Source organism: Paenibacillus favisporus (assembly GCF_040545415.1).
Classification (GTDB): Bacteria; Bacillota; Bacilli; order Paenibacillales; family Paenibacillaceae; genus Paenibacillus_AQ; species Paenibacillus_AQ favisporus.
Map to the genome: position 1 here is coordinate 210618 of NZ_JBEPLV010000003.1, position 20390 is coordinate 231007.

Below are 20390 nucleotides of genomic sequence, written 5' to 3' on the forward strand. Positions count from 1 at the left end.
AATCACTAACTATGATAAATATAGTAAAAGAAAATGTTTAAAAAGTCAAAAAAATATTTTTTGAGCAGAAACAGATGTCGAATGATGACGAAAATATATTTATTGTAAAAGCGCTTTCTTTCCTGGTCATAATGGGACTAGTCATTCCAATATATAATAGTAAGGAATAGGGAGGTGGGGGAAGGATGGGCTTTTATCATCTGTTTTGGGGATTTTTGTTTTTGTTTGATTTCCAAATCAACGGTTTTGACATTTTACCCGACGTGATCGGCTATCTGCTGTTCTATGTTGGGCTGGCCAAGTTGAACCGGCGCTCCGAGCATTTTCGCAAAGCCGGGAACACGGCGGCTGTCCTGCTTGGTGTGTCCGCTCTTGCCCTTGTTTTGTCGGTCTTGCCCCGGGCTTCCGCAGCGATCGGAATTCCGCTGGACCTGGTCATCCTCCTTCTGAATTTGTATATGGTGTTTCATATTTGTCAGGGAATCGGCGCTCTGGCTGGAAGGAGAGGTCTGTATCAGTTTCAAAGCATGGCTCTCCAGCGCTGGCAGTGGTATTTGCTGCTCGTGCCCGCGATGTTCGTCGTCCTGCTCATCGCTGCCCTGCTTCCAGCTGCGGCGCTCATTCTCGGGCTCTTGCTGATTGTGGCGTCTTTTGTCATAAATGTTCTAATGATGCTGCTGATGAGGGAAGCCGAGCATCACCTGCGCCGCTAGGCGCTGATTAAAGGTGGAAACGGCTGGGTATATATTCAAAACAGGAAGAAACTCCCTGGGTTTATAAGGAAAATTCAATGACAAGGAGAGGATGGGCATGTCCATTGACCGCTTTATTTTAAAAAAATTGGACTCCTGCCAAGAAGAACATACGCGCGCCAATCTAGTGCAGCTGTTCAAAATCCGCATCCAGAAAGCAGAAAGAGCAACCGGTTTCCATACGGGCAGACACTAGTACATGACGATCAGGGGAGCCTTCACGGAATACTGGTTTACGATATCGAACTTTATCCTTTTGCAAGGTCCCCCGAAAATGCCGAAATAGCTTTCATGAAGGAGCCCCACTTTGTGGGGTTATTTTGTGCCCTTTTACCCGTCTGTGCAACCTTTCGATCCACCAAGCCGTCAAACAGATCAGATTGGAAAATATTACGCATGGAGTGGATGCATCGTGAACAAATTGCTGCAGGGAGCCGTTGTGATCGCGGCACTGATCGGCCTGGCCGCTTCACCGTCGCAAATCTACGCGGACGATTCCTTTAAGGATTTAACCGGAGTCCAGGAGAAAGAAAAAATTGAGAGCCTTCATGCCCGTGGATTGGTACAGGGGATGACTGGCGACGAATTCCGGCCGCAAGCCGCGTTGACCGCGTCGCAAGGGGTGACGATGATCGTCAAGTCGCTGAAGCTGAATTTGGATGGCATCGCATTTATTAAGAAGCCGGAGGCAAAAGACGTGTTCACCCGCGTCGCCAATGACGCCTGGTACGCTCAGCCTTTTATCGTCGCCCATTATAATGAACTGGATATCCCGGCTAGCATCGAACCCGGCCGGACGCTGACCCGTGAAGAGTTTATTCACTATCTGGTTCAGGGCATCGAGCGCACCGGAGCATATCCTTTGCCCAAATTATACATTCAAATCAAAGACGAGGCGAGCATTACCCTATCGTACCAGGGAACGATTGAGCGTGCTTTGGTATATAAGGTTACGGCGTTAGACCCGGAAGGGAACATCCATCCAAAGGATCCGATATCCCGTGCCGAGGCGGCAGCCATGATCTATGAGGCGGTTGCTTTTGTGGAGTCCCATCAGCAGGTGAAGTCCCAGCCTTAATATAAAAAAACACCATCCCTCTTAATAGAGGGACAGTGCGAGGGTGTCGTTTTCGCTCTTGCTGTGAAGGATGGCTTCGGAACCTTCGATTTCAATGCTGATCAGCGAATTCAAGCATTTCTGAAGTGCTCTTTTTCCGTTTTGAATTTTGTTTTCCAAGGTGCCGCTCAGCAGCTTCATTATTTTTGAAACAGGTTGTTTGCAGTCGGTTGTAAAATATACGGGTACTACTTTGTTTTGGAAGTTAATTAGTATTCTCATAGAAATCACCTCATTCGTGTTATTCCATACCTGTATTCTACCTGCCAAATATTAAAAAAACCTTAAAGAAAACTTATAAATAGTTAAATTGCACACAATTTTTCGGAAGTGAATATAATTAGAGGCTTCCGATTTTTTGTGTGTTTTCAAAACCTGCGGCCCTAAAAATACGCCAAGGCTATAAATCTTTTAAGAGGGAACTTGCTTTTCTTGAATCAACTTGTGAAACTGGGTATCAGGTATTATTTTCTGAGTGATAAAATAGGACCAGTATCTCCTTAAAAATGGATATAAAATCAGTTACATACAGATAAATCCATCTAAAAATAGTACATAGGAACCACAAAACTCTAGAAGGCCGAGAATTAAACTAGTTAAAATGTCACAAATTGACAGGATTATGCACTGATGTTACATTATCATAAGGTTACAAAGTTTTCATATTTTCGCTTGGGTCTGCTGAAAGTTACTTCAATTACAATAAATGAGCTATTTCTACTATGGCAAGAAGGAGTGGACACCTTTGATTCTAACCGTGATGATCAGCGGCCAGGAAAGAGACTGGTTTGATGTCGAAGTGCCGGATGACTGCCCGGCGGCCCACCTAAAGGACATGCTGGGCGTTCGAATCTATGGGGAAGCTCCGCCTGAAGGGTCGCAATATATATTAGAAGGCAAATTTCCCGAGGGGCTCTGGTTCCCGGTAAAGGATGCCCAGGACGTAGCTGAAGCAGGACTTAGGGAAGGCTGTATGGTCCGAATCCAGCGGGCCTTTTCGACCACGACGGAAGAGGCGCCGAGCTTCGGCAGAAGAAATTTGTTTCAATGTGAATGGAATCGGGTAATGGAAAGTTAAAAATGTTTTTTTTGAATTCCTGAACACTAGTACTTATTGCATGGGTAACCTGAAGGATTTTGGATGCCAAAAGAGGGGTTGACGCATTATGAATGTGTTATATCAACGTTCGCCCAGAATCAAACCGACGATCAAGGAACAGCGGCTGGACATCCTGAGGCCGCCGGGCGAGCCGAGTAAACCATCATTTTCTTTGGTTTCGATCATCCTCCCGGCAGTGATGACCATTTTCAGCATCGGTTTGTTTATCTACATGAACCTTACAGGGAATATAGCGAACAACACGTACGTCATGTTTCAAATGGTTTCTGTTGTCATGATGCTTACATCATATACGATCCCTTTCATCGCTTATCTGGGAAACAAAAGGAAATATAAAGAACAGCTGAACGAACGCATCAGCATGTACTATGCGGAGCTGGACAAGCTCAGGAAGGAGCTTGCCGCAGGGCAGAAGGAACAAGTGGACGTGCTGTACGATATCCATGGAGACCCCGATGTTTGCTTTCATATCGTAAAAAACCGGAACAGTTCCTTGTGGGAACGTTCACCGGAAGACGACGACTTTCTGCATACGCGGATTGGTACCGGCAGCCTGCCGTTTCATACAAAGGTAAAGGCGCCAAAGCCCGAAGGCTACGTCAAGGATCCGCTCCTCGAAGCGGCGCAGTCGCTCGAAGAAGAGTTTCAGACTGTGCCGGGATCCTCTATCGTATTGCCGCTGTTTCAGGCTAAAGTCGTCGGTATCGTCGGCGATCGCGAGTCCGTCATGAACGCGCTTCGGGTGGTCGCCGTCCAGCTGGCCGTGCGGCATTCGCCGGATGAGGTGAAGCTGGCGGCGTTTTATGAGGAGAAGGATGCCGGAGACTGGGATTGGATGAGATGGCTGCCCCATGTCTGGGACGAGGACAGATCATCGCGTTATATGGCGGACCGCCGCAGCAGCGCCCACCAGCTGGCGGATGAATTGTTTCAGCGGCTGGTAAGGCGCAAGACGTCCCGTGCTTTTTCCGGCCGGAAGATCGCAGCCCAGCTGCCGGCCTATGTCGTCGTTCTGGCGGGGAGCGGGCTGATCGAAGAAGAACCGCTCCTGCCGCTGCTGCTGGAGGACGCTGCCGAAGTCGATGCCTGCACGATCATTATATCGGACCGCAAGGAGAAGCTGCCGATGCAGTGCCAGCTGATCGTTGATATGTCCCAGGGGAGCGGCCAGTATTCGCTGAAACGGGAAGACGGTTCTTTTGAACTGCAAAGCTTTGAAGCCGATACGATTACGCTGGAAAAGGCGGACGCGCTCGCCCGCTATATGGCCCCGATCCGGCTTAAGCGTTCGTCGGCTTCGGAGATTCCATCGCTGCTGTCCTTGTTCGACATGCTTGGTCTGGAAGACATCCGGGCGTGGGATGTACGCAGCAGGTGGAGGCACAACCGTTATCCGGAGAGCTTTCCCGTTCCGATCGGCGTCCGGGCCGGGGGCAAAAAAGTCATGCTCAACATTCACGATAAGATCGAACGGAACGGTCACGGCCCTCACGGCCTGATCGCAGGCACGACGGGATCCGGCAAAAGCGAAGTGATTCAATCGATCGTCGCTTCCCTGGCTGCGGAATACCACCCGCATGACCTGGCTTTCATGCTGATCGATTATAAGGGCGGCGGCATGTCCAACACGTTTAATCACCTTCCGCATGTTGTCGGAACGATCACGAATTTGAACAGCAGCCTGATCGAAAGAGCCAAGGTCTCGCTGAAGGCCGAGCTGGTCAGACGCCAGAAAATACTTAACGAATCGGGCAATCTGCAGCATATCGATGAATATTATAAGCTGCTTAGACAGCGGCAGGGACAACCCCTTCCGCATCTGGTCATTATTATAGATGAATTTGCCGAGCTGAAGCGGGACCAGCCCGAGTTTATGGATGAATTGATCAGCATAGCGGCGATCGGCCGCACGCTGGGCGTTCACCTGATTCTGGCCACCCAGAAGCCGGCGGGAGTCGTTGACGAGAAAATATGGAGCAATGCGAGGTTCCGCATCTGCCTCCGCGTTCAGGATGAAAGTGACAGTCGGGATATGCTGAAAATTCCTAATGCCGCCTGGATCACCAAACCGGGCAGGGGCTACCTTCAGGTTGGCAGTGACGAAGTGTTCGAGGAAATGCAGTTTGCATGGAGCGGGGCGCCTTATTTGGACCCTGAGGCCTCCCTTGAGAAACGGGCGGTAAGCGAAGTCGGGCTGAATGGCAAGCGGGAATGCCTGTTGTCCGGGGGCATGACCGCGGCCGAAATGCTGACGCAGCAGCCGAAGCGACAGCTGCAGGTATTTATAGATCAGCTCGCCCGGACTGCGGAAGAAGAGGGGATTATCCGCCTGCAGGGCCCGTGGCTTCCGCCGCTTCCGGAGCATTTGGAGCTGGACGCCGTCATGCAAGGGACGGATGCGGACAAAATTGATGACATCGCCGGCATAGCCGGCCTGATGGACGATCTGCCGAACCAAAGCCAGAGGCTTCTGACCATCCCGATGCAGCAAGGACATTGGGCTGTGTACGGGATGCCGGGCCTCGGCAAATCGACCTTTGTCCAGTCCCTTCTCATGTCGCTGGCAAGATTGTACTCGCCGGCGGATTGGAACGGTTACGTTGTGGACATGGGTCGGGTCATGCGCGATTTTGCGGGGCTTCCCCACATCGGGGCGGTCATGACGGCCGAAGAGGAGGACCGGATCAAGCGGCTCTTCCGGTTTCTGATGAAGACGGCAGCTCACAGGAAAGAATTGTTCGCCGAAGCAGGTGTAAAGACGGCAGCCGCTTACAGACCGTTCCGTCCTGGTTTGCTGCCTCAGCTGGTCATCGTCATTGACGGCTATTTGAACTTCCGCAACATCTACCCGGAGGAAAACGAAACGCTGGAGTTTCTCCTCCGTGAAGGAGCGGCTCTAGGCATGACATTTGTCGTTACGGCCAACCGGATTTCTGATATATTCGAGAAAGTGCGGAGCAGTCTGACGAACGCTTTGACCTTCGAGCTGGCCGACTCCGCCGATTATTATTATGCTGTCGGCAGACCGGGACGGATACCGGGCAGTTTGCCGCCGGGAAGAGGTCTGGTGAAGGGGTACCAGCCGCCGCTGGAATTTCAGGCGGCTTTGCCGGCCGTTGGAAAAGATGAGGTGCAGCGTACGGAAGCGCTCCGAAACCGGATCCAGCTGATCCGCTCCCTGTACCCCGAGCAGCAGGCTCCGGAAATCGGGAAGCTGCCTGACCGTGTCACGCTCAGGGAGCTGCTCCCGCCGGCAGCCGGTTACGACCGGGATCTATTGAACGGCGGCAGCCTCAAGGTGCCGCTCGGGCTGGCAACCGATGACCTGGACCCTTTCGGGGTCGACCTGCAGGAAGGTCCGCATTTTATCGTAGCAAGTCCAATGGAAGGGGGGAAAACCTCCTTCCTGCTGAGCTGGATGCTGTCCCTCGCACACCGCTATCCGCCGGAAATGCTGCAGATGTATACCATCGATACCCGTTATGGGAACCGCGGGCTGAGCCAATTGGCGGAACTTCCGCATATTCAGGCTGGCGCCAGCCGCGAGGAAGAGCTTGGACCGCTGATTCAGCGGTTGTATGAACAGGTCCAAGCCCGGAGTCCAGGCCAGGAAGCGCCGGCTGCCGTGCTTGTGATCGATGATGCGGACCTGTTGGCGAAACAGCTCCAGGATTTTACAGTGAAAGAGCAGCTGACGGCGATCGTCCGCCAGGGACGCGACCGAAATGTGCATGTGATCGTTTCAGGAGTGCCCGCTGATTTACCGACGTTCGGCGCAGACTGGTTTAACGATATTAAATCCTGCCAAAGCGGATTTTTGTTCGGGACTTTAGACCCTAACGATTTATCGTTCTTTCGTATTCCGTTTTCGGAAGCGAGTCATACCCAGGGGAGCTTGAAAATCCTTCCGCCGGGACAAGGGTACTATATTAAACGGAAATATTTCAGGGTTAAGGCCGCAATTCCGTTTGATGACTATTGGAACAGCCATCGCTGGGTTGCCGAAATTCGCGACCGATGGCATGTTGTCGTTTGAGGGGAGGTGGCTCATAATGTTGACGATTCATGCTTCCAGACAGGACACCATTACACTTGATAATAAAGAATTCTTTTTTCTTGCCGGGATTCTCGGTTCGGACCGGCTTCTCGGCGTGGAAGACCCGTTTCAAGGATATCTGGCCGAAGAGATCTCGGAAGAATGGGATATTGTGAAAGCCTCTTTGCTGGAAAAGGGTTACCTCATTGAGGAAGAGAACGGCATAGAATTGTCTATGCCGCCCAAGATCTTTTCCAGAGTGGCGATTGCCGGCTTGGCGCAGCGGTCCTGCTGGCTTAAATATGTTCAAAACGACGAAACGTTTGAAGGCTATCTTCATGTGACCAACGAACGTGTCGTTCAAGTATGCAAATCCGCAGAGGACTGCCAGTACAAACTGGATGAGCTCGGGACCGTCGAGGAGGCCTGCCGCACGCTGGTGGAGGAAATGGACTTGAAAAACTTCGCGCCGATGGAGACGCCGGCTTTGCTTCTCTCTAAAAAGAAGTTTGCCCATCTCTTCAGCCATACCTCGGAAATTCCGTTCGAAGAGCTCGGCGACCAGCTGGTAAAGGCAACAAACGATGTGGAAGGTTCTATCGCGCTTGCCAAATGCATGAAATACCGCACGGGTGAAGGTGAGCTGCAATTGTCGACTTGGACCGGCAGCGGCTGGGAGTCGCAAAATGCGGCGTTTATGGTCAATGACACGATGAACTGGCTCGTACGTATGAGCATCAAAGGGGATCAGGACTGGCTGACGGCCATTCCGGCGAGCAGGGAACAATTTGAGGAAATGCTGCTTCAGTGGCTGAAGCAGCCTGCAGAATTAAATGGAAGGTGAGAGTCCGTGCGTATTTCTGTTGAACCGGAGTCACTCCGGTCTTTAAGCCGTCAGTTAGATAGAGGCAGTGAACAAATTCGGGAAATGACGCTCGCCTTGAATCAGGCGCTTGGGAACTTTAGGGGAGAAGCGGCTTTCCCGCAATCCGTAATGGACGAATGGCAGTCCGCACACCGGCAGGGGGAACAGATCTATGCCATGCTGAAGGATATCGGCAAATGGATCGAATCCAAGGCATCCGAATTTCAAACCGCAGACGAGCAGCATCATTCCATTCTGAACGATACCTTGATGTACTCAAGCCCCGCACTCATGTTCCAGTCGGCGGCCGTCTCCGGGAGAGAACCGATTCTGCCTGGGTATGGGCTGACAGACGGGACGGTCTCCAATCCGTTATCCGCTGTTCAGGCCGTCCATGCCGAAGCGGGGGGCAGTTACTCGGGTTGGAACAGCCATGGGACGGCTGCCGCCGGAGCGGCGGCTGGGTTAGTGACTTTGATGGCTGGAGCTGTACTTCCTGCTGCTAAAGACGCACGCTTGGGTATAAACAAAAACGAGCATGCCGGAAGTGCCAAGTTTTTGCTGGAGCGGGCCGCTAACAATCCTACAGCCTGGAGGTTCGTCGACCCTAAGGCAGCGGGCAAAATCCGAACCCTGGGACAAGGACCGGGCGGCCATTCGGGAAATGAAGGCCCTCCGGGAACCGGAACAAAGCATGAGCTGCAGCAGGAGAGCGGGGAAGAGGACAGGGCTCCCGGCCATCTCATGATCAATAACGGTATAGGTCTGGGTGCGATAGCTGGAAGTACGGCCATCGGGGCTGCGGTCGGATCCGTCGTTCCGGCAGCCGGAACCGCTGTGGGGGCATTTGTCGGTCTGGCCTCGAGTCTCGTCATTTCGGCTGTAACCGACATCGAAGTCGCCGGTAAAACGCTGAGAACGCGTGCCTCAGGCGGGATGGACTTGGTGTCCGACTCCGTCAAGGCGGTTACCCATGGGGCGAGCATACTGGCGGACCAGGTGAAAGACAAGCTGAAGTCGCTGGGCATGCGTTTTGCCTGAAACGGAACCCAGCAGTAGACGTGAAATACCCTGTTATTTCTATCTGCATCTGATTCTATTACCGGATCGTGATTACCGGCTGCTTACCCATGAAGAATACATACTTAAATGAGAGGACGGACAAGCGATGGATAATGGGACTCCTTCACAAGCTTTGCTTCCGCTCGGATCTGTGGTTCTTCTCAGAGGGGCACAGAAGAAGCTGATGATTTATGGACGTAAGCAGATTCATCAGGAAAACAATCAGATGTATGATTATTTGGGGGTCGTTTACCCGGAAGGATATATTGATCCGAATTATACATTTTTGTTTAATCATGAAGATATCGACAGGATTGAGTTCAAAGGCTTTTTTAACAGCGAAGAGGAAAAATTCCAAAAAATACTGTCGGAGGTATCCGCGACAAGCTAAGTCAAATGGCATTTGTGATGTGCAGCTAGAGTTTAAGATACCCGAGGAAAGCATAGGAAACCGATAAAAGGGGAGGGACCATCATGTCAGGACGTATTTTGATTTCACCGGAACAGGTGGAGGCGGTCGCCAATCAATTTAAGCAGAGCGGAGAGCAGAGCCAGCAGCTCGTAGCGAGCTTGTCCCAAGCGATCCAGGGGATGGAGGGGCAATGGGAAGGCCTGACGAAGCAGCGGTTTTTCCAGGAGTTTCAAGAAGCCGGCAGACAGATGCAGTCATTTGTCCAGATTCTGAACAGCATCAGCCATGAGCTTGGGGCCATTGCCCAGAAATTCCGCTCTATCGATGAAACGAGATAATTTTAGCCATTTAAGTTACGGTTCGTTTACAGTAGAATGAGATCGTAGGAATCATCAACCGGGTGTATTTTACTCCCGGTTTTCTTGCAGTCCACAAAGTTTAAGTGAAAGGGGGGTGTCCATGTCTTTTCAACCGAATGCGGGAGATGAGATGGTTATTAACGGGGTGCTGTACCGCGTTGGCCAGCATCCTGCCGCTCCCGGGTTAGCTTATGCGCAGGCAGGAAGGCAGGGAATCGTCTATCAGCTGATTCCTGCCAGCGGGCAGCTTCATGAAGCCAAAGCTTTAAAAGTGTTCTTTCCGAAGTATCGTATTCCTGCGATGGTGTACCAGTCCGAAATGATGGAAATGTACAGTGAAAGTCCGGGTTTGCAGGTCTGCAGACGAGACGTGCTCACTCCCGAAAGAAACGAAAGCCTGATTGCCGAGCATCCGGATCTGCTGTATGCGGTGCTCATGCCCTGGATATACGGGCATACCTGGTTCGATATTATGACCGACCAGCGCCGGCTGCTTCGCGGGGACAGCCTCGCGCTGGCCAAAGGGCTGGCGGCCATCGGATCGGGGATGGAGCAGCGCGGCTTGGCGCACTGCGATTTGTCGGCACCCAATGTCATGCTTCCGTTTTTTTCTGAAGTGGAATTGCCGGAACCGCGAAGCGTGGTCGAACTGGTAGACATTGAGCAGATGTACAGCCCGAAGCTGGACAGGCCTGATGTGCTGCTGGCGGGTTCACCGGGGTATGCCGCGCACCGGACGGTGCAAAGCGGGTTGTGGAGCGGTTATGCCGACCGGTTCGCCGGTGCGGTCATCATTGCGGAAATGCTGGGTTGGTGCGATCCCCAAGTCGTAGAGAAGGCCTGGGGGGAAAGTTATTTTGATCAGCCTGAACTGCAAAATCCGTGCGAGCGGTACTTTATTCTGAAAAATTCCCTGGAACGGAACTGGGGAGCGAGGACGGCGGAGCTGTTTGCGCGGGCCTGGGAAAGCCAGGATTTGAGCAGCTGCCCGACGTTCGGCGAGTGGCTGGTGCTGCTGTCAACGATGACGGAGAACAGCGAAAACGCGGATGAAAGCGTTACGGAGAAACAGGATGCGGTTCAACCGGCGGAGTCTCCGGAGCCGTTGGTTTCCGCTTCCTCCCCAGCTTTGCGGCCGCCGGCGGTGCCTACTGCCAGAAGTTTCGTGGCAGCGGCCGCTGAGCGGGCGGCTGCCCTGACGAAGGGGGAAGAAGCCGCGCCCGGTGATCAGGATGTCGTCAACAGGCTGTTTCACCAGGCCAGAGAGCTCGAATCGAGTGGAAATCTAAGCGGTGCTCTGGAGGTGTACAAGTCCGCCCACCATTTTGTCAGCGAAGGCTCACCGATGGAGATTGAGCTGGAAGCTGCGATACGCGGACTGGAATCCGAGCTGAATCCGCCAGGCCCCGATCGGAAGCCGGACAAGGTCCCTTTTTACCAGTCGCGTAAATGGCTGACTTCGGCGGCGGTTGTCATCCTGCTTCTCGCCGGGACGGCGTTTGCCGTCAACCAAATCGTTGCCGACCATTCGCCAGGGAAGCACATGGAGGCGGGAGCCGGCACGAAGCCAGGCGGCGAGAAAGCTCCTGCGGTCCCGGATACAGCGCAAACGGATCAAAAACAGGAGGAAGCGAACCGGCAGGCCGAGCTGCAGAAGCAGGAAGCCGCGCGGAAAGAGGAAGAAGCACGGAAGCAGGAAGAAGCCCGGAAACAGGCGGAAGCGCAGCGCCTGCAGGCCGAGGCCGAGCAGAAAAAGCTTGAGGAGGCGCGCAAAGCCGAAGAGCGCAAGAAACTGCAGGATCAGTACGCAGTCCAAGCGAAATATGACGCCTATTTGCAGCAGCAGAAGGAAAAAGCAAAGAAAAAGGCTGCCGAGCGGAAAAAGCTGCAGGAAATGTACCAGAAGCAGGCTCAGTACGAAGCCTATCTTGCTTATCAACAGCAGAAGGAAGCGAAGGCGAGGGCGGAAGCGGAAGCGGCCCGTAAAGCAGCCGAGGCGAAGGCGCAGCAGCTGAAGCAGAAGCGCTCCGGCCAGGTCGTCCAGCTGATCGCTTACTACAATCAGGCCTTTAACGCCCAGCGGGGCGGCAACATTGAACGGGCGCGCTCCTACGCCAAGGATTTCGCCCACCTGTATGAGCAGGATGCGGCGTATTTCAAGTCTGTCGGCAAGGTAGGAACGCGGGCGTCGGCCATCTACAAATTCCTTTCCAACGGCGCTTACTCGCTGCCTGACGTTTAGATATAGAAAAGACTAAGGAATTAATCAAAGGGGAGTTGTTTACTGATGAACTATACGATCCAGGCTTCCCAGCGGACTCCGGCGCTGATCATCTATCTGATCGACATCAGCGCATCCATGAATATGCTCATGGACGGCAAACGGCGCATCGACGTGGTGTACGAAGCACTGTCACTTGCGATTCGCCAAATGGTGTACCGGTCCACGAAAGGGAACCGGCTGACGCCCCGGTACCGGATTGCCATCCTGGCTTACAGTGACGACGTGTACGATCTGCTGAACGGGATCAAAGGGATCGACGAAATTGCAGCGGTCGGTTCCCTGCCGGACTTGACCCCGAAGCGGTTTTCGGATTCGGCCAAAGCTTTTCAGCAGGCAGAGAAAATATTGCAGGCCGAGCTGCCGCGCATGCAGGACTGCCCGGCTCCCCTCGTCTGCCACATGACGGACGGAGTAACGACCGGAGAGGATCCCGAGCCGATCGCAAGGCGCATCATGAGCATGAGCGTGCCTGACGGGAACGTGCTTGTGGAGAACATCTTCATTTCCGATCACATGCTCGACCAGCCGATTGCCCAGCCGCGCCGCTGGAGAGGCATCCTGCCGGATACTCTCCTTCACGATGAGCATGCGGTGAAGCTGAGAAACATGTCATCTCCGCTTCCGGAGAGCTATCGGGACATGCTGGTCGAAGCCGATTATCTGCTTGCCCCGGGGGCGCTGATGATGCTTCCGGGAAGTTGTGCGGAGCTGGTATCCATCGGTTTTCAAATGTCGGCGGCCACGCCGGTAAGAGCTTAGGAGGGATCCGCCTGTGAAAATAAACTCGGCAGCAACCGGTGACATGTTTACGTTTATAAGCTCCCAGGCCCAGGAGCAGCCGCTCGCTTCCCATTCGGGACGGGTACTGTGCAGGTACGCTTACGGACGGGCGATGGAGACGCTTCTGCAGGGAGAGAACGGACAGGATTTCGTCGGTGTGCAGACGTACGGTGACGTGTGCAACTTTGTGCTGTGTGACGGCGTCAGTATGAGCTATCAAGGTGATTTTGCCGCCCGTTTTCTCGGCAACACGCTGCTGGATTGGCTGGACCATACGCGGGACTGGTCTTCGGCCGGATTTACGGAGTTCATGACGTCCATCACCGAATCCGCTTCGGCGCAGCTTCGGCGGTTAGCTCCACCGGGCGGGGTTCCCTCCTTACTTCGGGAGGTGCTGGAGGACAAGCAGCGTATGGGCAGCCAATCCATGTATATTTGCGGGCGGATTGAGCTGCCTATAAGCAGAAAGAAGCAGGGAAGACTGTGGATGGCGTGGCAGGGAGACTCGCGGCTGCGCTTTTGGAAGGACGGTCTGGAAGTCAGCGAGCACTTTGATGACACCTTTCGGACCAATGAGCGGTGGTCCACGCTAACCGGTCCGGTCGGCGGCAAACCGCATGTGTACCAAACCCGGCTGGATTACGGCATGCCGATGCGACTGCAGCTGTATACCGACGGGCTCGCCGATCTGGACCCGATCCATCAGGTGCTGCCGGACGAGCTGATCCAGATTTTGCTCGATGCGCCCCATACCGAAGGGCTTCAGGATGATGCCGCTTTTCTTGAATTGCAGTGGTCGTAATGAACCGCTTGCTGCTGGCTGACCCTTTGCGGGTATAAAATTTGTTTGCTGCGCGATGATTAAGCTGACCTCCTTTATGGGTAATCTTGAGACAGATAACTATATTTGATGAGGATGAAAAAGGAGAGATAGCGATGAGTCAGCAGCAATACAACAGACAGCGATTCGAAGGGAAAACGGCGATTGTTACCGGCGCAGGCTCCGGCATCGGGAAAGCGGCAGCGATCAAACTGGCGCAGGAAGGCGCTAACGTGGCCTTATTTGATCTGATTAATGAACGGACTTCCAAGACGGAAGCGGAAATCAACGCGATCCGCGAAGGAGCGGCCCGCGCTTTTGACGTGGATACTTCCGATGCGGCACGCGTGGAGAAGGCGGTACTGGAAACCGCCGAGCTGTTCGGCTCCGTGGATGTGGTGTTCGCAAACGCAGGCATCAACGGCGTGCTGGCCCCGATTGAGGAAATGCAGCTGGAAGACTGGCAGCAGACGCTGAGCGTCAATCTGAACGGTACGTTTTTGACGGTGAAATACGCGATTCCGCATCTGAAAAAAAATGGCGGGAGCGTCATTATCACCAGCTCGATTAACGGCAACCGCACCTTCTCCAACTTCGGCATGTCGGCTTACAGCACGTCCAAAGCCGGGCAGGTCGCTTTCGCCAAAATGGCGGCGCTGGAGCTGGCCAAGTTCAAAATCCGCGTCAACGTTATTTGCCCCGGCGCGATCTCGACCAACATCGATGAAAGCACGGAGAAAACGGAAGAGCTGAAGGAAATCGTCATCCCGGTCAAGTTTCCGGAAGGAAGCCAGCCGCTCGCCGACGGGCCGGGTCAGCCGGAAGACGTGGCGGATCTGGTGGCCTTCCTGGCTTCGGACGAGTCCAAGCATATTACGGGAGCGCAGATCATTATCGACGGTGCGGAATCGCTGTTGGTTTAACAGCTTTTCGGTATATATAAAACGGCAGCTCAAGCGGTGGATGCCCTTGAGCTGCCTTTTTTGTTGCGGCCGTATCGTGAGAACCCTTTAACTTTCGTACAACCGGGCTAGGAGGTCTTCCGTAATGACGATTGGCCCGGCTGGAACGAGGCTCAAATCAAACCGGCCGATCAGCTCCTGGGGAGCGGCCGGATCCGGCGTGGGCACGAGTCCGCCGATCCAGGCCAGCCAGCCGGTGAGCTTGGCCGGGGATACCCCCTGCTCCCGAAGCGCCGCCAGGCTCGTGTTCCCGTGCCGCTTCGCCAGGCGTTTGCCGTCCGTTCCCATAAACAGGGGAACGTGGGCAAAGGCAGGGATCTCCCAGCCCAGCGCCTGGTAGAGCTGCATCTGCCGCGGCGTTGAATCCAGCAGGTCGGCGCCCCGCAGAACGTGCGTGACCTGCATCATGGCGTCGTCCACGACGACGGCCAGCTGGTAGGAAAACATGCCATCCGCCCGCTTGACGATAAAGTCGCCGGTGGCTGCCGGGTCGAAGCTGTGCCGTCCGCTGACGCCGTCGATGAACGCTACCGGCTCCTCCCCGACCCGGTACCGGATGGAAGGCTGCTTCAGCTTGGCCTTGGCCGCCCTCTCTTCCGGGCTGAGATTCCGGCAGGTGCCGGGATAGGCCGGCCCTTCCGCGGCGAGTCCGTGCGGTGCGCTGGCCGCGGATAGGAGATCGGCCCGGCTGCAGAAGCAGGTGTACAAGGCGCCCTGCTTCTGCAGCTTGCCTAAGGCGTCCTCGTAATGCTGAAGCCGTTCGCTTTGCGTATAGGGAGCATAGGGACCACCGACGTCGGGCCCCTCGTCCCAGTCGATGCCAAGCCAGCGCAGATCGTCCAGGATCTGCCGGGCCAAATGCGGCTTGGACCGGGGCTTGTCGATGTCTTCCATACGGAGGATGAAGCTTCCATGCCCGGAACGGATTTGCAGCCAGGCAAGCAGGGCTGTCCAGGCATTGCCGATATGCATTTCCCCGGAGGGGGTCGGGGCAAACCGTCCGCGCAGCTTCGGGTTGGTTGGGTTCATGATGAGCAGTCTCCTTTCCCCAATCATCAGTCAGGTCGGTCAATCCGAATGGATACATTTTATAGCAAACCTGAATAGATATCCAGCGCATGCAGGCTTTATAATAGAGGGATACAGCGTAGTCGGGTGATCGTCTGGGCCCGATCCTTACCTTACATAAAGAGAAAACGGGTGGAATTATGACAGAATTGGAGCTGCCGGTACTTCAGGTGATGCCGGAGCTGAAAGAAATATTGAACCGCCGCACGTCGGCGCTGCTGATTGCCGAGCCGGGAGCAGGCAAAACGACCCAAACCCCGCTCGCCTTCCTCGATGAAAGCTGGCTGGACGGCCAAAAAATCGTCATGCTGGAGCCGCGCAGGCTTGCGGCCCGGTCGGCCGCTGCTTATATGGCCTCGCAGCTGGGCGAAAAGGTCGGCCAAACCGTCGGCTACCGGGTCCGGATGGACAGCAAGACCAGCGCGTCCACGCGGATCGAAGTCGTGACGGAAGGAATATTGACGCGCATGCTGCAGCGCGATCCGGAGCTTGGCGGCGTCGGGATGATCATCTTTGACGAGTTCCATGAGCGCAACATTCATGGCGACCTGGGGCTGGCGCTTGCGCTGGAATCCCAGTCGGTCCTGCGGGAGGACCTGCGCCTGCTGATCATGTCGGCCACGCTGGAAGCGGAGCCGGTAGCCGCGCTGCTGGGCGGAGCGCCTGTCGTTCACTGCGCGGGCAGGCAGTATCCCGTCGAGACGGTCTATGCCCCACCGGCGGCGGGAACCCCGCTTCATCAGGCCGTGGCTGCGGTCGTTACGCGGGCCTTGTCCGCCCATGACGGGGACATGCTCGTGTTCCTTCCCGGAGCGAGGGAGATCGGCCAGGTTCGCCGGGAACTCGAGCAGAGGGGGCTGCCCGCGGGCTGTGTGATCCGTCCGCTGCACGGCCAGCTCCCGCAGCAGGAGCAGGATGAAGCCGTAGCTCCGGACAGGCAGGGGCGCCGGAAGATCATCCTCAGCACCTCGATCGCGGAAACGAGTTTGACGATCCAAGGGGTCACGATCGTGGTCGACGCCGGGCTGATGCGGACGCAGATGTTTTCTCCGCGGACCGGCATGTCCGGACTCACGACGGTCAAGGTGTCCAAGGCGTCGGCGGATCAGCGCAGAGGCCGTGCCGGGCGGACGATGCGGGGGACCGCCTACCGGCTGTGGAGCCGGGAAGAGCAGGACTTTCTGCCGGAGCGGAGCACGCCGGAGATTCTGCAGACCGATCTCGCCCCGCTGGCGCTTGAGCTGGCAGCCTGGGGGGTCAAAGACCCGCTCAGCCTGCTGTGGCTGGACCCGCCGCCCGCAGCGGCGTACGGGCAGGCGGTAGAGCTGTTGAAGCGCCTGGGAGCCCTTGATAGCGGAGGCGGGATCACCGGACTGGGGAAAAAGATGTCCACAGCCGGGATGCATCCCCGTCTGTCGCGGATGGTGCTGCTGGGTGCCGCGCAGGGACATGGGATGCTGGCGGCCGTATTGGCAGCCCTTTTGCAGGAACGGGACCTGTTCCAGGGACAAAGTATGGACCGGGACGTCGATATCCGGAAGCGGGCCGAAGCCGTAGCTGCGTGGATGCGCGGCGGCCGGGGTGCGCTGTCCGGCCTTGCGGACGAAGGGCGAATCCGCCGTATTGAGCAGGAAATCCGCGGTATCCGCGCTACAATGGATTTGGATGCCGATGCGGCGATCAACGAAGAATACGCAGGTCCGCTGCTCTCCTTGGCCTATCCCGACCGGATCGGACAGAACCGGGGTAACGGCAGGTTTCTGCTGACTTCGGGCAGGGGGGTAGAAATCGGGCAGGTTCAGCTGCTGAGCCGTGCGCCGTATATCGTGGCAGCCAGCGTGGATGACGCCAAAGGGGCGGAGGGCCGGGTGCTTCTGGCCGCACCACTTCCGGAGGAGGAGCTGTTCGCTCTTCATCAGGACGGCATCATCCGGGAAGGAGCGATCGCCTGGGACCGGCAAATCCAGGGGGTCAAAGCAAGGCAGGTGACGAGACTGGGAGCAGTCATCCTCCGTGAATCACCGGACCCCGCGCCGCCGTCTGATGCCATAGCGGAAGCACTGCTGGACGGCATTGCCGTCGAGGGTCTGGATATCCTGCCGTGGAACAAGTCGTCAACACAGCTTCGGCAGCGTCTGCAATTCATGCATCTGATGCATGCCGACTGGCCGGATTTTTCCGGAGAGACCCTCTCCGGAACCCTGCGGGAGTGGCTTCAGCCATACCTGCACGGGATGAAGAAAAAGAGCGATCTGCAGCGGCTGCATATGTCCGCCGTCCTGGAACAGAGCCTGACGTGGGAGCAGCGGAAGCAGCTGGATGAGGAGGCGCCGACGCACATCACCGTACCGAGCGGTTCGCGAATCCCGGTGGACTACAGCGACCCGGCCAAGCCGGTGCTTGCCGTGAAGCTTCAGGAAATGTTCGGATGGCATGAAACGCCGCGCATCGGCAGGGGGAAGATGCCGCTAACCCTGCACCTGCTGTCCCCGGCTCAGCGGCCGGTGCAGGTGACTTCGGATCTGGCCAGCTTTTGGAAGCAGGGGTATTTTGATGTCAAAAAGGATCTCAAGGGCCGCTATCCCAAGCATTACTGGCCGGACGACCCGCTCGAGGCTGTTCCGACAAGGAGAACCAGGCCCCAATAATTTATTGGCCTCACATTCGGTTTATTGTTGTTTGCAAACCTCTGGGCAGGGGTAATAGAAGGCATAACAACAATGAATGGAGGGTGAATATGATGGATCATGGCAAAAAAATTGTTGGCGTTTTTGAAAGTGAGCAGGAAGCGTCCCGGGCGATCACCGAGCTGCAGGATTTCGGTTTCCCGCCTGAGGATATTTCCGTCGTAACGAAGGACCGGGAAGATTTACAGACGATTACGGAAGATACAGGTACAAAGGCGCCGGAAGGCGTAGCCGCCGGTGCAGCCACAGGCGGTATGCTCGGCGGTGTGGCCGGGCTGCTGGCGGGGATCGGCGCATTGGCCATCCCTGGAATCGGGCCGATTCTTGCGGCGGGCCCGATTGCCGCGACGCTTGCCGGTGCTGCGGTAGGTGCCGGTGCCGGCGGACTCGTCGGCGGCTTGATCGGCCTGGGCATTCCGGAGGACGAGGCCAAAGAGTACGAAACTTATGTGGATAAGGGTAAAATTTTGGTCATCGTCGATGCCAGAGGACGCGACCGTGACATCTACGACGTGTTCAACCGAAACCGTTCGCTGAATGCCGAGCGCTATAACAGGGATCTCGGGCTGGTGACCGACGATACCGCTTCCTTGACCGATAACGATCACGTTCGCCCGTAATGGCATACAAAAGACGGCTCCTTCAAGGAGCCGTTTTTTACGTTTAGACCATTTTAACGGCCTTATAAGCCCATTTCAGGTCCTGCTCCCACTGCGCCGAAGCGTCCGGCAGAATCCAGGCTTTACGGACGCAGTACTCCGTAAGCCGCTGCAAAAATTCAATAGCCGTTCGCAGCTCGTTGGCTATACTGTCCTGAATCAGCGGCGGATTTTCCAACAGGCACCGGGCAAGTAGAGAGATCCGGACTTGTGTATCCTGCATCAGGTCGGCTGCAATATATTGGTCATTGAGCGCCTTTAGGCCGGTCAGGCTCTCCAGGACGGGGTTCATGGCTGTCACCTGCTTGGAATGGGGATGAAGTCGCTTGGGAATGCCCATAAAAAACGTCGTGAAGCTGTTCGAGCAGCGATTTGCGCATTTGGGCGCTGATTTTCAGCAGATCGATGAGAGCGGAGTCGGAAACGAGCTGCACCAAGGTCTCGGACTTGATGATGCCCAGCGTCTCATGCCTGATCAATTTTTGCAAGGAGGCGTTCGGAGCGGGACTTCCGGCCATCTTATGGCTGCTGTCCATCATTGCACCCCCTGTCTTTTTTGGAATATTGTTGTCTGGATCTTAAGAAGCTATGCATCGGATAGGTTGACTTTGTTTAGACTCCTGAGGACGCGAAGAAACTTGTAAATCGGGTGTTGACAAAAAACGAATTATGAATTATCTTAAATTTAAGATATTTACCAAACAGAAATGAGGCTGATCTAATGCAGCGGTTATGCCGATATTAGCGGGTTGAATGAAGGAAGTTTGTTAGAAGTTACAGCGGAGGGCTGGCAGTTTGGATAAGGATGATGCTTTTTTTTAACCTATTATCTCAATATTAAGAAAATTAAATTTAAAAAAATGGAGGATGGTAAAAATGGTTGCATGGGGATTGTTGATTATTCGTTTGGTGATTGGACTTACGTTTGCCGGGCATGGCGCGCAGAAGCTGTTCGGCTGGTTTGGCGGAGGCGGCTTAAAAGGGACAGCCGGGTGGCTTGCATCGATGAACTTGAAGCCGGCTTTCTTGCTGGCACTGGTAACGGGGATCTTTGAATTTGCAGGTGGATTGCTGTTTGCTGCGGGAATCTGGACTCCGCTTGCGGCGATCATGATTGCTGTAACGATGATCGGCGCCATCGTCACCGTCCATGGCAAAAACGGATTTTGGGCGACCTCGAACGGGTTTGAGTATAATCTGATCCTGATCGCCGCGGTCGTCGGCGTGACATTGACCGGTCCGGGTGCATACAGCCTGTTCCAGTAAGGACAGCTATCGTAAAATATATAATTGTGGTGGTCGGGTGTGTATACTCCATTGAATTGGGTGTTTCGTTAGTAATGGATATGCAAGTCAATCATTTAGATGAATCGTGATGGATGTAAATTTAAAATAAGGTGTGAAAGG

The 20390-nt window shown here is 54.9% G+C and carries 20 protein-coding genes; 16 read left to right on the top strand and 4 right to left on the bottom strand.

All coding sequences use genetic code 11. From position 1 onward, the window contains the following. Window positions 1–185: 185 nt before the first annotated feature. The 3 genes from ABID47_RS14110 (at window position 186) to ABID47_RS14120 (ending at window position 1830) form a co-directional block, all read left to right on the top strand. Window positions 186–713: a hypothetical protein gene (locus ABID47_RS14110; RefSeq protein WP_354497544.1), complete on the top strand. Its 528-nt coding sequence runs from the start codon at window positions 186–188 to the stop codon at window positions 711–713. A gap of 97 nt (window positions 714–810) precedes the next feature. Next, entirely contained in the window at window positions 811–948 is a 138-nt protein-coding gene (locus ABID47_RS14115; protein ID WP_167527256.1) for a hypothetical protein, read from the top strand. A 216-nt stretch (window positions 949–1164) separates the two neighbouring features. Next, window positions 1165–1830, top strand: a complete 666-nt coding sequence (locus ABID47_RS14120) for an S-layer homology domain-containing protein (protein ID WP_354497546.1) — start codon at window positions 1165–1167, stop codon at window positions 1828–1830. A 21-nt stretch (window positions 1831–1851) separates the two neighbouring features. Here the strand turns inward: ABID47_RS14120 and ABID47_RS14125 are convergent, their stop codons facing one another. After that, window positions 1852–2091 (bottom strand): hypothetical protein, encoded by a 240-nt coding sequence (locus ABID47_RS14125; RefSeq protein ID WP_076167876.1) that lies wholly within the window; start codon window positions 2089–2091, stop codon window positions 1852–1854. Between the two features lie 523 nt (window positions 2092–2614). Here ABID47_RS14125 and ABID47_RS14130 point away from each other — a divergent pair. The 10 genes from ABID47_RS14130 to ABID47_RS14175 all read left to right on the top strand — a co-directional run bounded on the left by ABID47_RS14130 (window position 2615) and on the right by ABID47_RS14175 (window position 14530). Further along, on the top strand, window positions 2615–2947 hold the full coding sequence (locus ABID47_RS14130; protein ID WP_116231179.1) for a hypothetical protein: 333 nt from the start codon (window positions 2615–2617) through the stop codon (window positions 2945–2947). An 88-nt stretch (window positions 2948–3035) separates the two neighbouring features. Further along, complete coding sequence (essC, locus tag ABID47_RS14135) at window positions 3036–7025, top strand: type VII secretion protein EssC (protein WP_354497549.1); 3990 nt, start codon at window positions 3036–3038, stop codon at window positions 7023–7025. A 16-nt stretch (window positions 7026–7041) separates the two neighbouring features. After that, a complete protein-coding gene (locus tag ABID47_RS14140) occupies window positions 7042–7869 on the top strand; it encodes a hypothetical protein (protein WP_116231177.1) in 828 nt (275 codons plus the stop codon). A gap of 6 nt (window positions 7870–7875) precedes the next feature. Beyond that, window positions 7876–8931 (top strand): WXG100 family type VII secretion target, encoded by a 1056-nt coding sequence (locus ABID47_RS14145; protein ID WP_354497551.1) that lies wholly within the window; start codon window positions 7876–7878, stop codon window positions 8929–8931. Window positions 8932–9058: 127 nt separating this feature from the next. Further along, window positions 9059–9343 (top strand): DUF4176 domain-containing protein, encoded by a 285-nt coding sequence (locus ABID47_RS14150; protein WP_145948999.1) that lies wholly within the window; start codon window positions 9059–9061, stop codon window positions 9341–9343. Between the two features lie 83 nt (window positions 9344–9426). Then, window positions 9427–9702: a WXG100 family type VII secretion target gene (locus ABID47_RS14155; RefSeq protein ID WP_076167864.1), complete on the top strand. Its 276-nt coding sequence runs from the start codon at window positions 9427–9429 to the stop codon at window positions 9700–9702. Between the two features lie 121 nt (window positions 9703–9823). Then, window positions 9824–11965: a hypothetical protein gene (locus tag ABID47_RS14160; protein ID WP_354497554.1), complete on the top strand. Its 2142-nt coding sequence runs from the start codon at window positions 9824–9826 to the stop codon at window positions 11963–11965. Window positions 11966–12010: 45 nt separating this feature from the next. Next, a complete protein-coding gene (locus ABID47_RS14165; protein ID WP_076167860.1) occupies window positions 12011–12766 on the top strand; it encodes a vWA domain-containing protein in 756 nt (251 codons plus the stop codon). Between the two features lie 13 nt (window positions 12767–12779). Beyond that, window positions 12780–13589, top strand: a complete 810-nt coding sequence (locus tag ABID47_RS14170) for a hypothetical protein (protein WP_354497556.1) — start codon at window positions 12780–12782, stop codon at window positions 13587–13589. A 134-nt stretch (window positions 13590–13723) separates the two neighbouring features. Then, on the top strand, window positions 13724–14530 hold the full coding sequence (locus tag ABID47_RS14175; RefSeq protein ID WP_116231172.1) for an SDR family oxidoreductase: 807 nt from the start codon (window positions 13724–13726) through the stop codon (window positions 14528–14530). A gap of 87 nt (window positions 14531–14617) precedes the next feature. Here ABID47_RS14175 and gluQRS read toward each other — a convergent pair whose 3' ends face one another. After that, on the bottom strand, window positions 14618–15598 hold the full coding sequence (gene gluQRS / locus ABID47_RS14180; RefSeq protein ID WP_354497559.1) for a tRNA glutamyl-Q(34) synthetase GluQRS: 981 nt from the start codon (window positions 15596–15598) through the stop codon (window positions 14618–14620). Between the two features lie 179 nt (window positions 15599–15777). Here gluQRS and hrpB point away from each other — a divergent pair, with 179 nt between their 5' ends. Together hrpB and ABID47_RS14190 are read left to right on the top strand one after the other, a co-directional pair. Beyond that, entirely contained in the window at window positions 15778–18285 is a 2508-nt protein-coding gene (gene hrpB, locus ABID47_RS14185; RefSeq protein WP_354497561.1) for an ATP-dependent helicase HrpB, read from the top strand. An 89-nt stretch (window positions 18286–18374) separates the two neighbouring features. Beyond that, window positions 18375–18944, top strand: a complete 570-nt coding sequence (locus ABID47_RS14190) for a general stress protein (protein ID WP_397334130.1) — start codon at window positions 18375–18377, stop codon at window positions 18942–18944. A 43-nt stretch (window positions 18945–18987) separates the two neighbouring features. On the opposite strand, the gene ABID47_RS14195 is transcribed toward ABID47_RS14190, so the two are convergent. Together ABID47_RS14195 and ABID47_RS14200 are read right to left on the bottom strand one after the other, a co-directional pair. Next, window positions 18988–19275, bottom strand: coding sequence for a hypothetical protein (locus tag ABID47_RS14195; RefSeq protein WP_354497563.1), 288 nt, complete (start codon window positions 19273–19275; stop codon window positions 18988–18990). After that, window positions 19229–19522 (bottom strand): hypothetical protein, encoded by a 294-nt coding sequence (locus ABID47_RS14200; RefSeq protein WP_354497565.1) that lies wholly within the window; start codon window positions 19520–19522, stop codon window positions 19229–19231. Before ABID47_RS14200 ends, ABID47_RS14195 begins: the two co-directional genes overlap by 47 nt. Before the next feature lie 337 nt (window positions 19523–19859). Between ABID47_RS14200 and ABID47_RS14205 the strand changes: the two genes are divergently transcribed. Next, window positions 19860–20249, top strand: coding sequence for a DoxX family protein (locus ABID47_RS14205; protein ID WP_354497567.1), 390 nt, complete (start codon window positions 19860–19862; stop codon window positions 20247–20249). Window positions 20250–20390 lie beyond the last annotated feature (141 nt).

Bases quoted from the DNA above. Each gene is read 5' to 3' on its own strand.
- ABID47_RS14110 (WP_354497544.1), top strand. From the start codon at position 186: ATGGGCTTTTATCATCTGTTTTGGGGATTTTTGTTTTTGTTTGATTTC.
- ABID47_RS14115 (WP_167527256.1), top strand. From the start codon at position 811: ATGTCCATTGACCGCTTTATTTTAAAAAAATTGGACTCCTGCCAAGAA.
- ABID47_RS14125 (WP_076167876.1), bottom strand. From the start codon at position 2,091: ATGAGAATACTAATTAACTTCCAAAACAAAGTAGTACCCGTATATTTT.
- essC (WP_354497549.1), top strand. From the start codon at position 3,036: ATGAATGTGTTATATCAACGTTCGCCCAGAATCAAACCGACGATCAAG.
- ABID47_RS14140 (WP_116231177.1), top strand. From the start codon at position 7,042: ATGTTGACGATTCATGCTTCCAGACAGGACACCATTACACTTGATAAT.
- ABID47_RS14150 (WP_145948999.1), top strand. From the start codon at position 9,059: ATGGATAATGGGACTCCTTCACAAGCTTTGCTTCCGCTCGGATCTGTG.
- ABID47_RS14155 (WP_076167864.1), top strand. From the start codon at position 9,427: ATGTCAGGACGTATTTTGATTTCACCGGAACAGGTGGAGGCGGTCGCC.
- ABID47_RS14160 (WP_354497554.1), top strand. From the start codon at position 9,824: ATGTCTTTTCAACCGAATGCGGGAGATGAGATGGTTATTAACGGGGTG.
- ABID47_RS14165 (WP_076167860.1), top strand. From the start codon at position 12,011: ATGAACTATACGATCCAGGCTTCCCAGCGGACTCCGGCGCTGATCATC.
- ABID47_RS14175 (WP_116231172.1), top strand. From the start codon at position 13,724: ATGAGTCAGCAGCAATACAACAGACAGCGATTCGAAGGGAAAACGGCG.
- gluQRS (WP_354497559.1), bottom strand. From the start codon at position 15,598: ATGAACCCAACCAACCCGAAGCTGCGCGGACGGTTTGCCCCGACCCCC.
- hrpB (WP_354497561.1), top strand. From the start codon at position 15,778: ATGACAGAATTGGAGCTGCCGGTACTTCAGGTGATGCCGGAGCTGAAA.
- ABID47_RS14190 (WP_397334130.1), top strand. From the start codon at position 18,375: ATGATGGATCATGGCAAAAAAATTGTTGGCGTTTTTGAAAGTGAGCAG.
- ABID47_RS14195 (WP_354497563.1), bottom strand. From the start codon at position 19,275: ATGAACCCCGTCCTGGAGAGCCTGACCGGCCTAAAGGCGCTCAATGAC.
- ABID47_RS14200 (WP_354497565.1), bottom strand. From the start codon at position 19,522: ATGATGGACAGCAGCCATAAGATGGCCGGAAGTCCCGCTCCGAACGCC.
- ABID47_RS14205 (WP_354497567.1), top strand. From the start codon at position 19,860: ATGGTTGCATGGGGATTGTTGATTATTCGTTTGGTGATTGGACTTACG.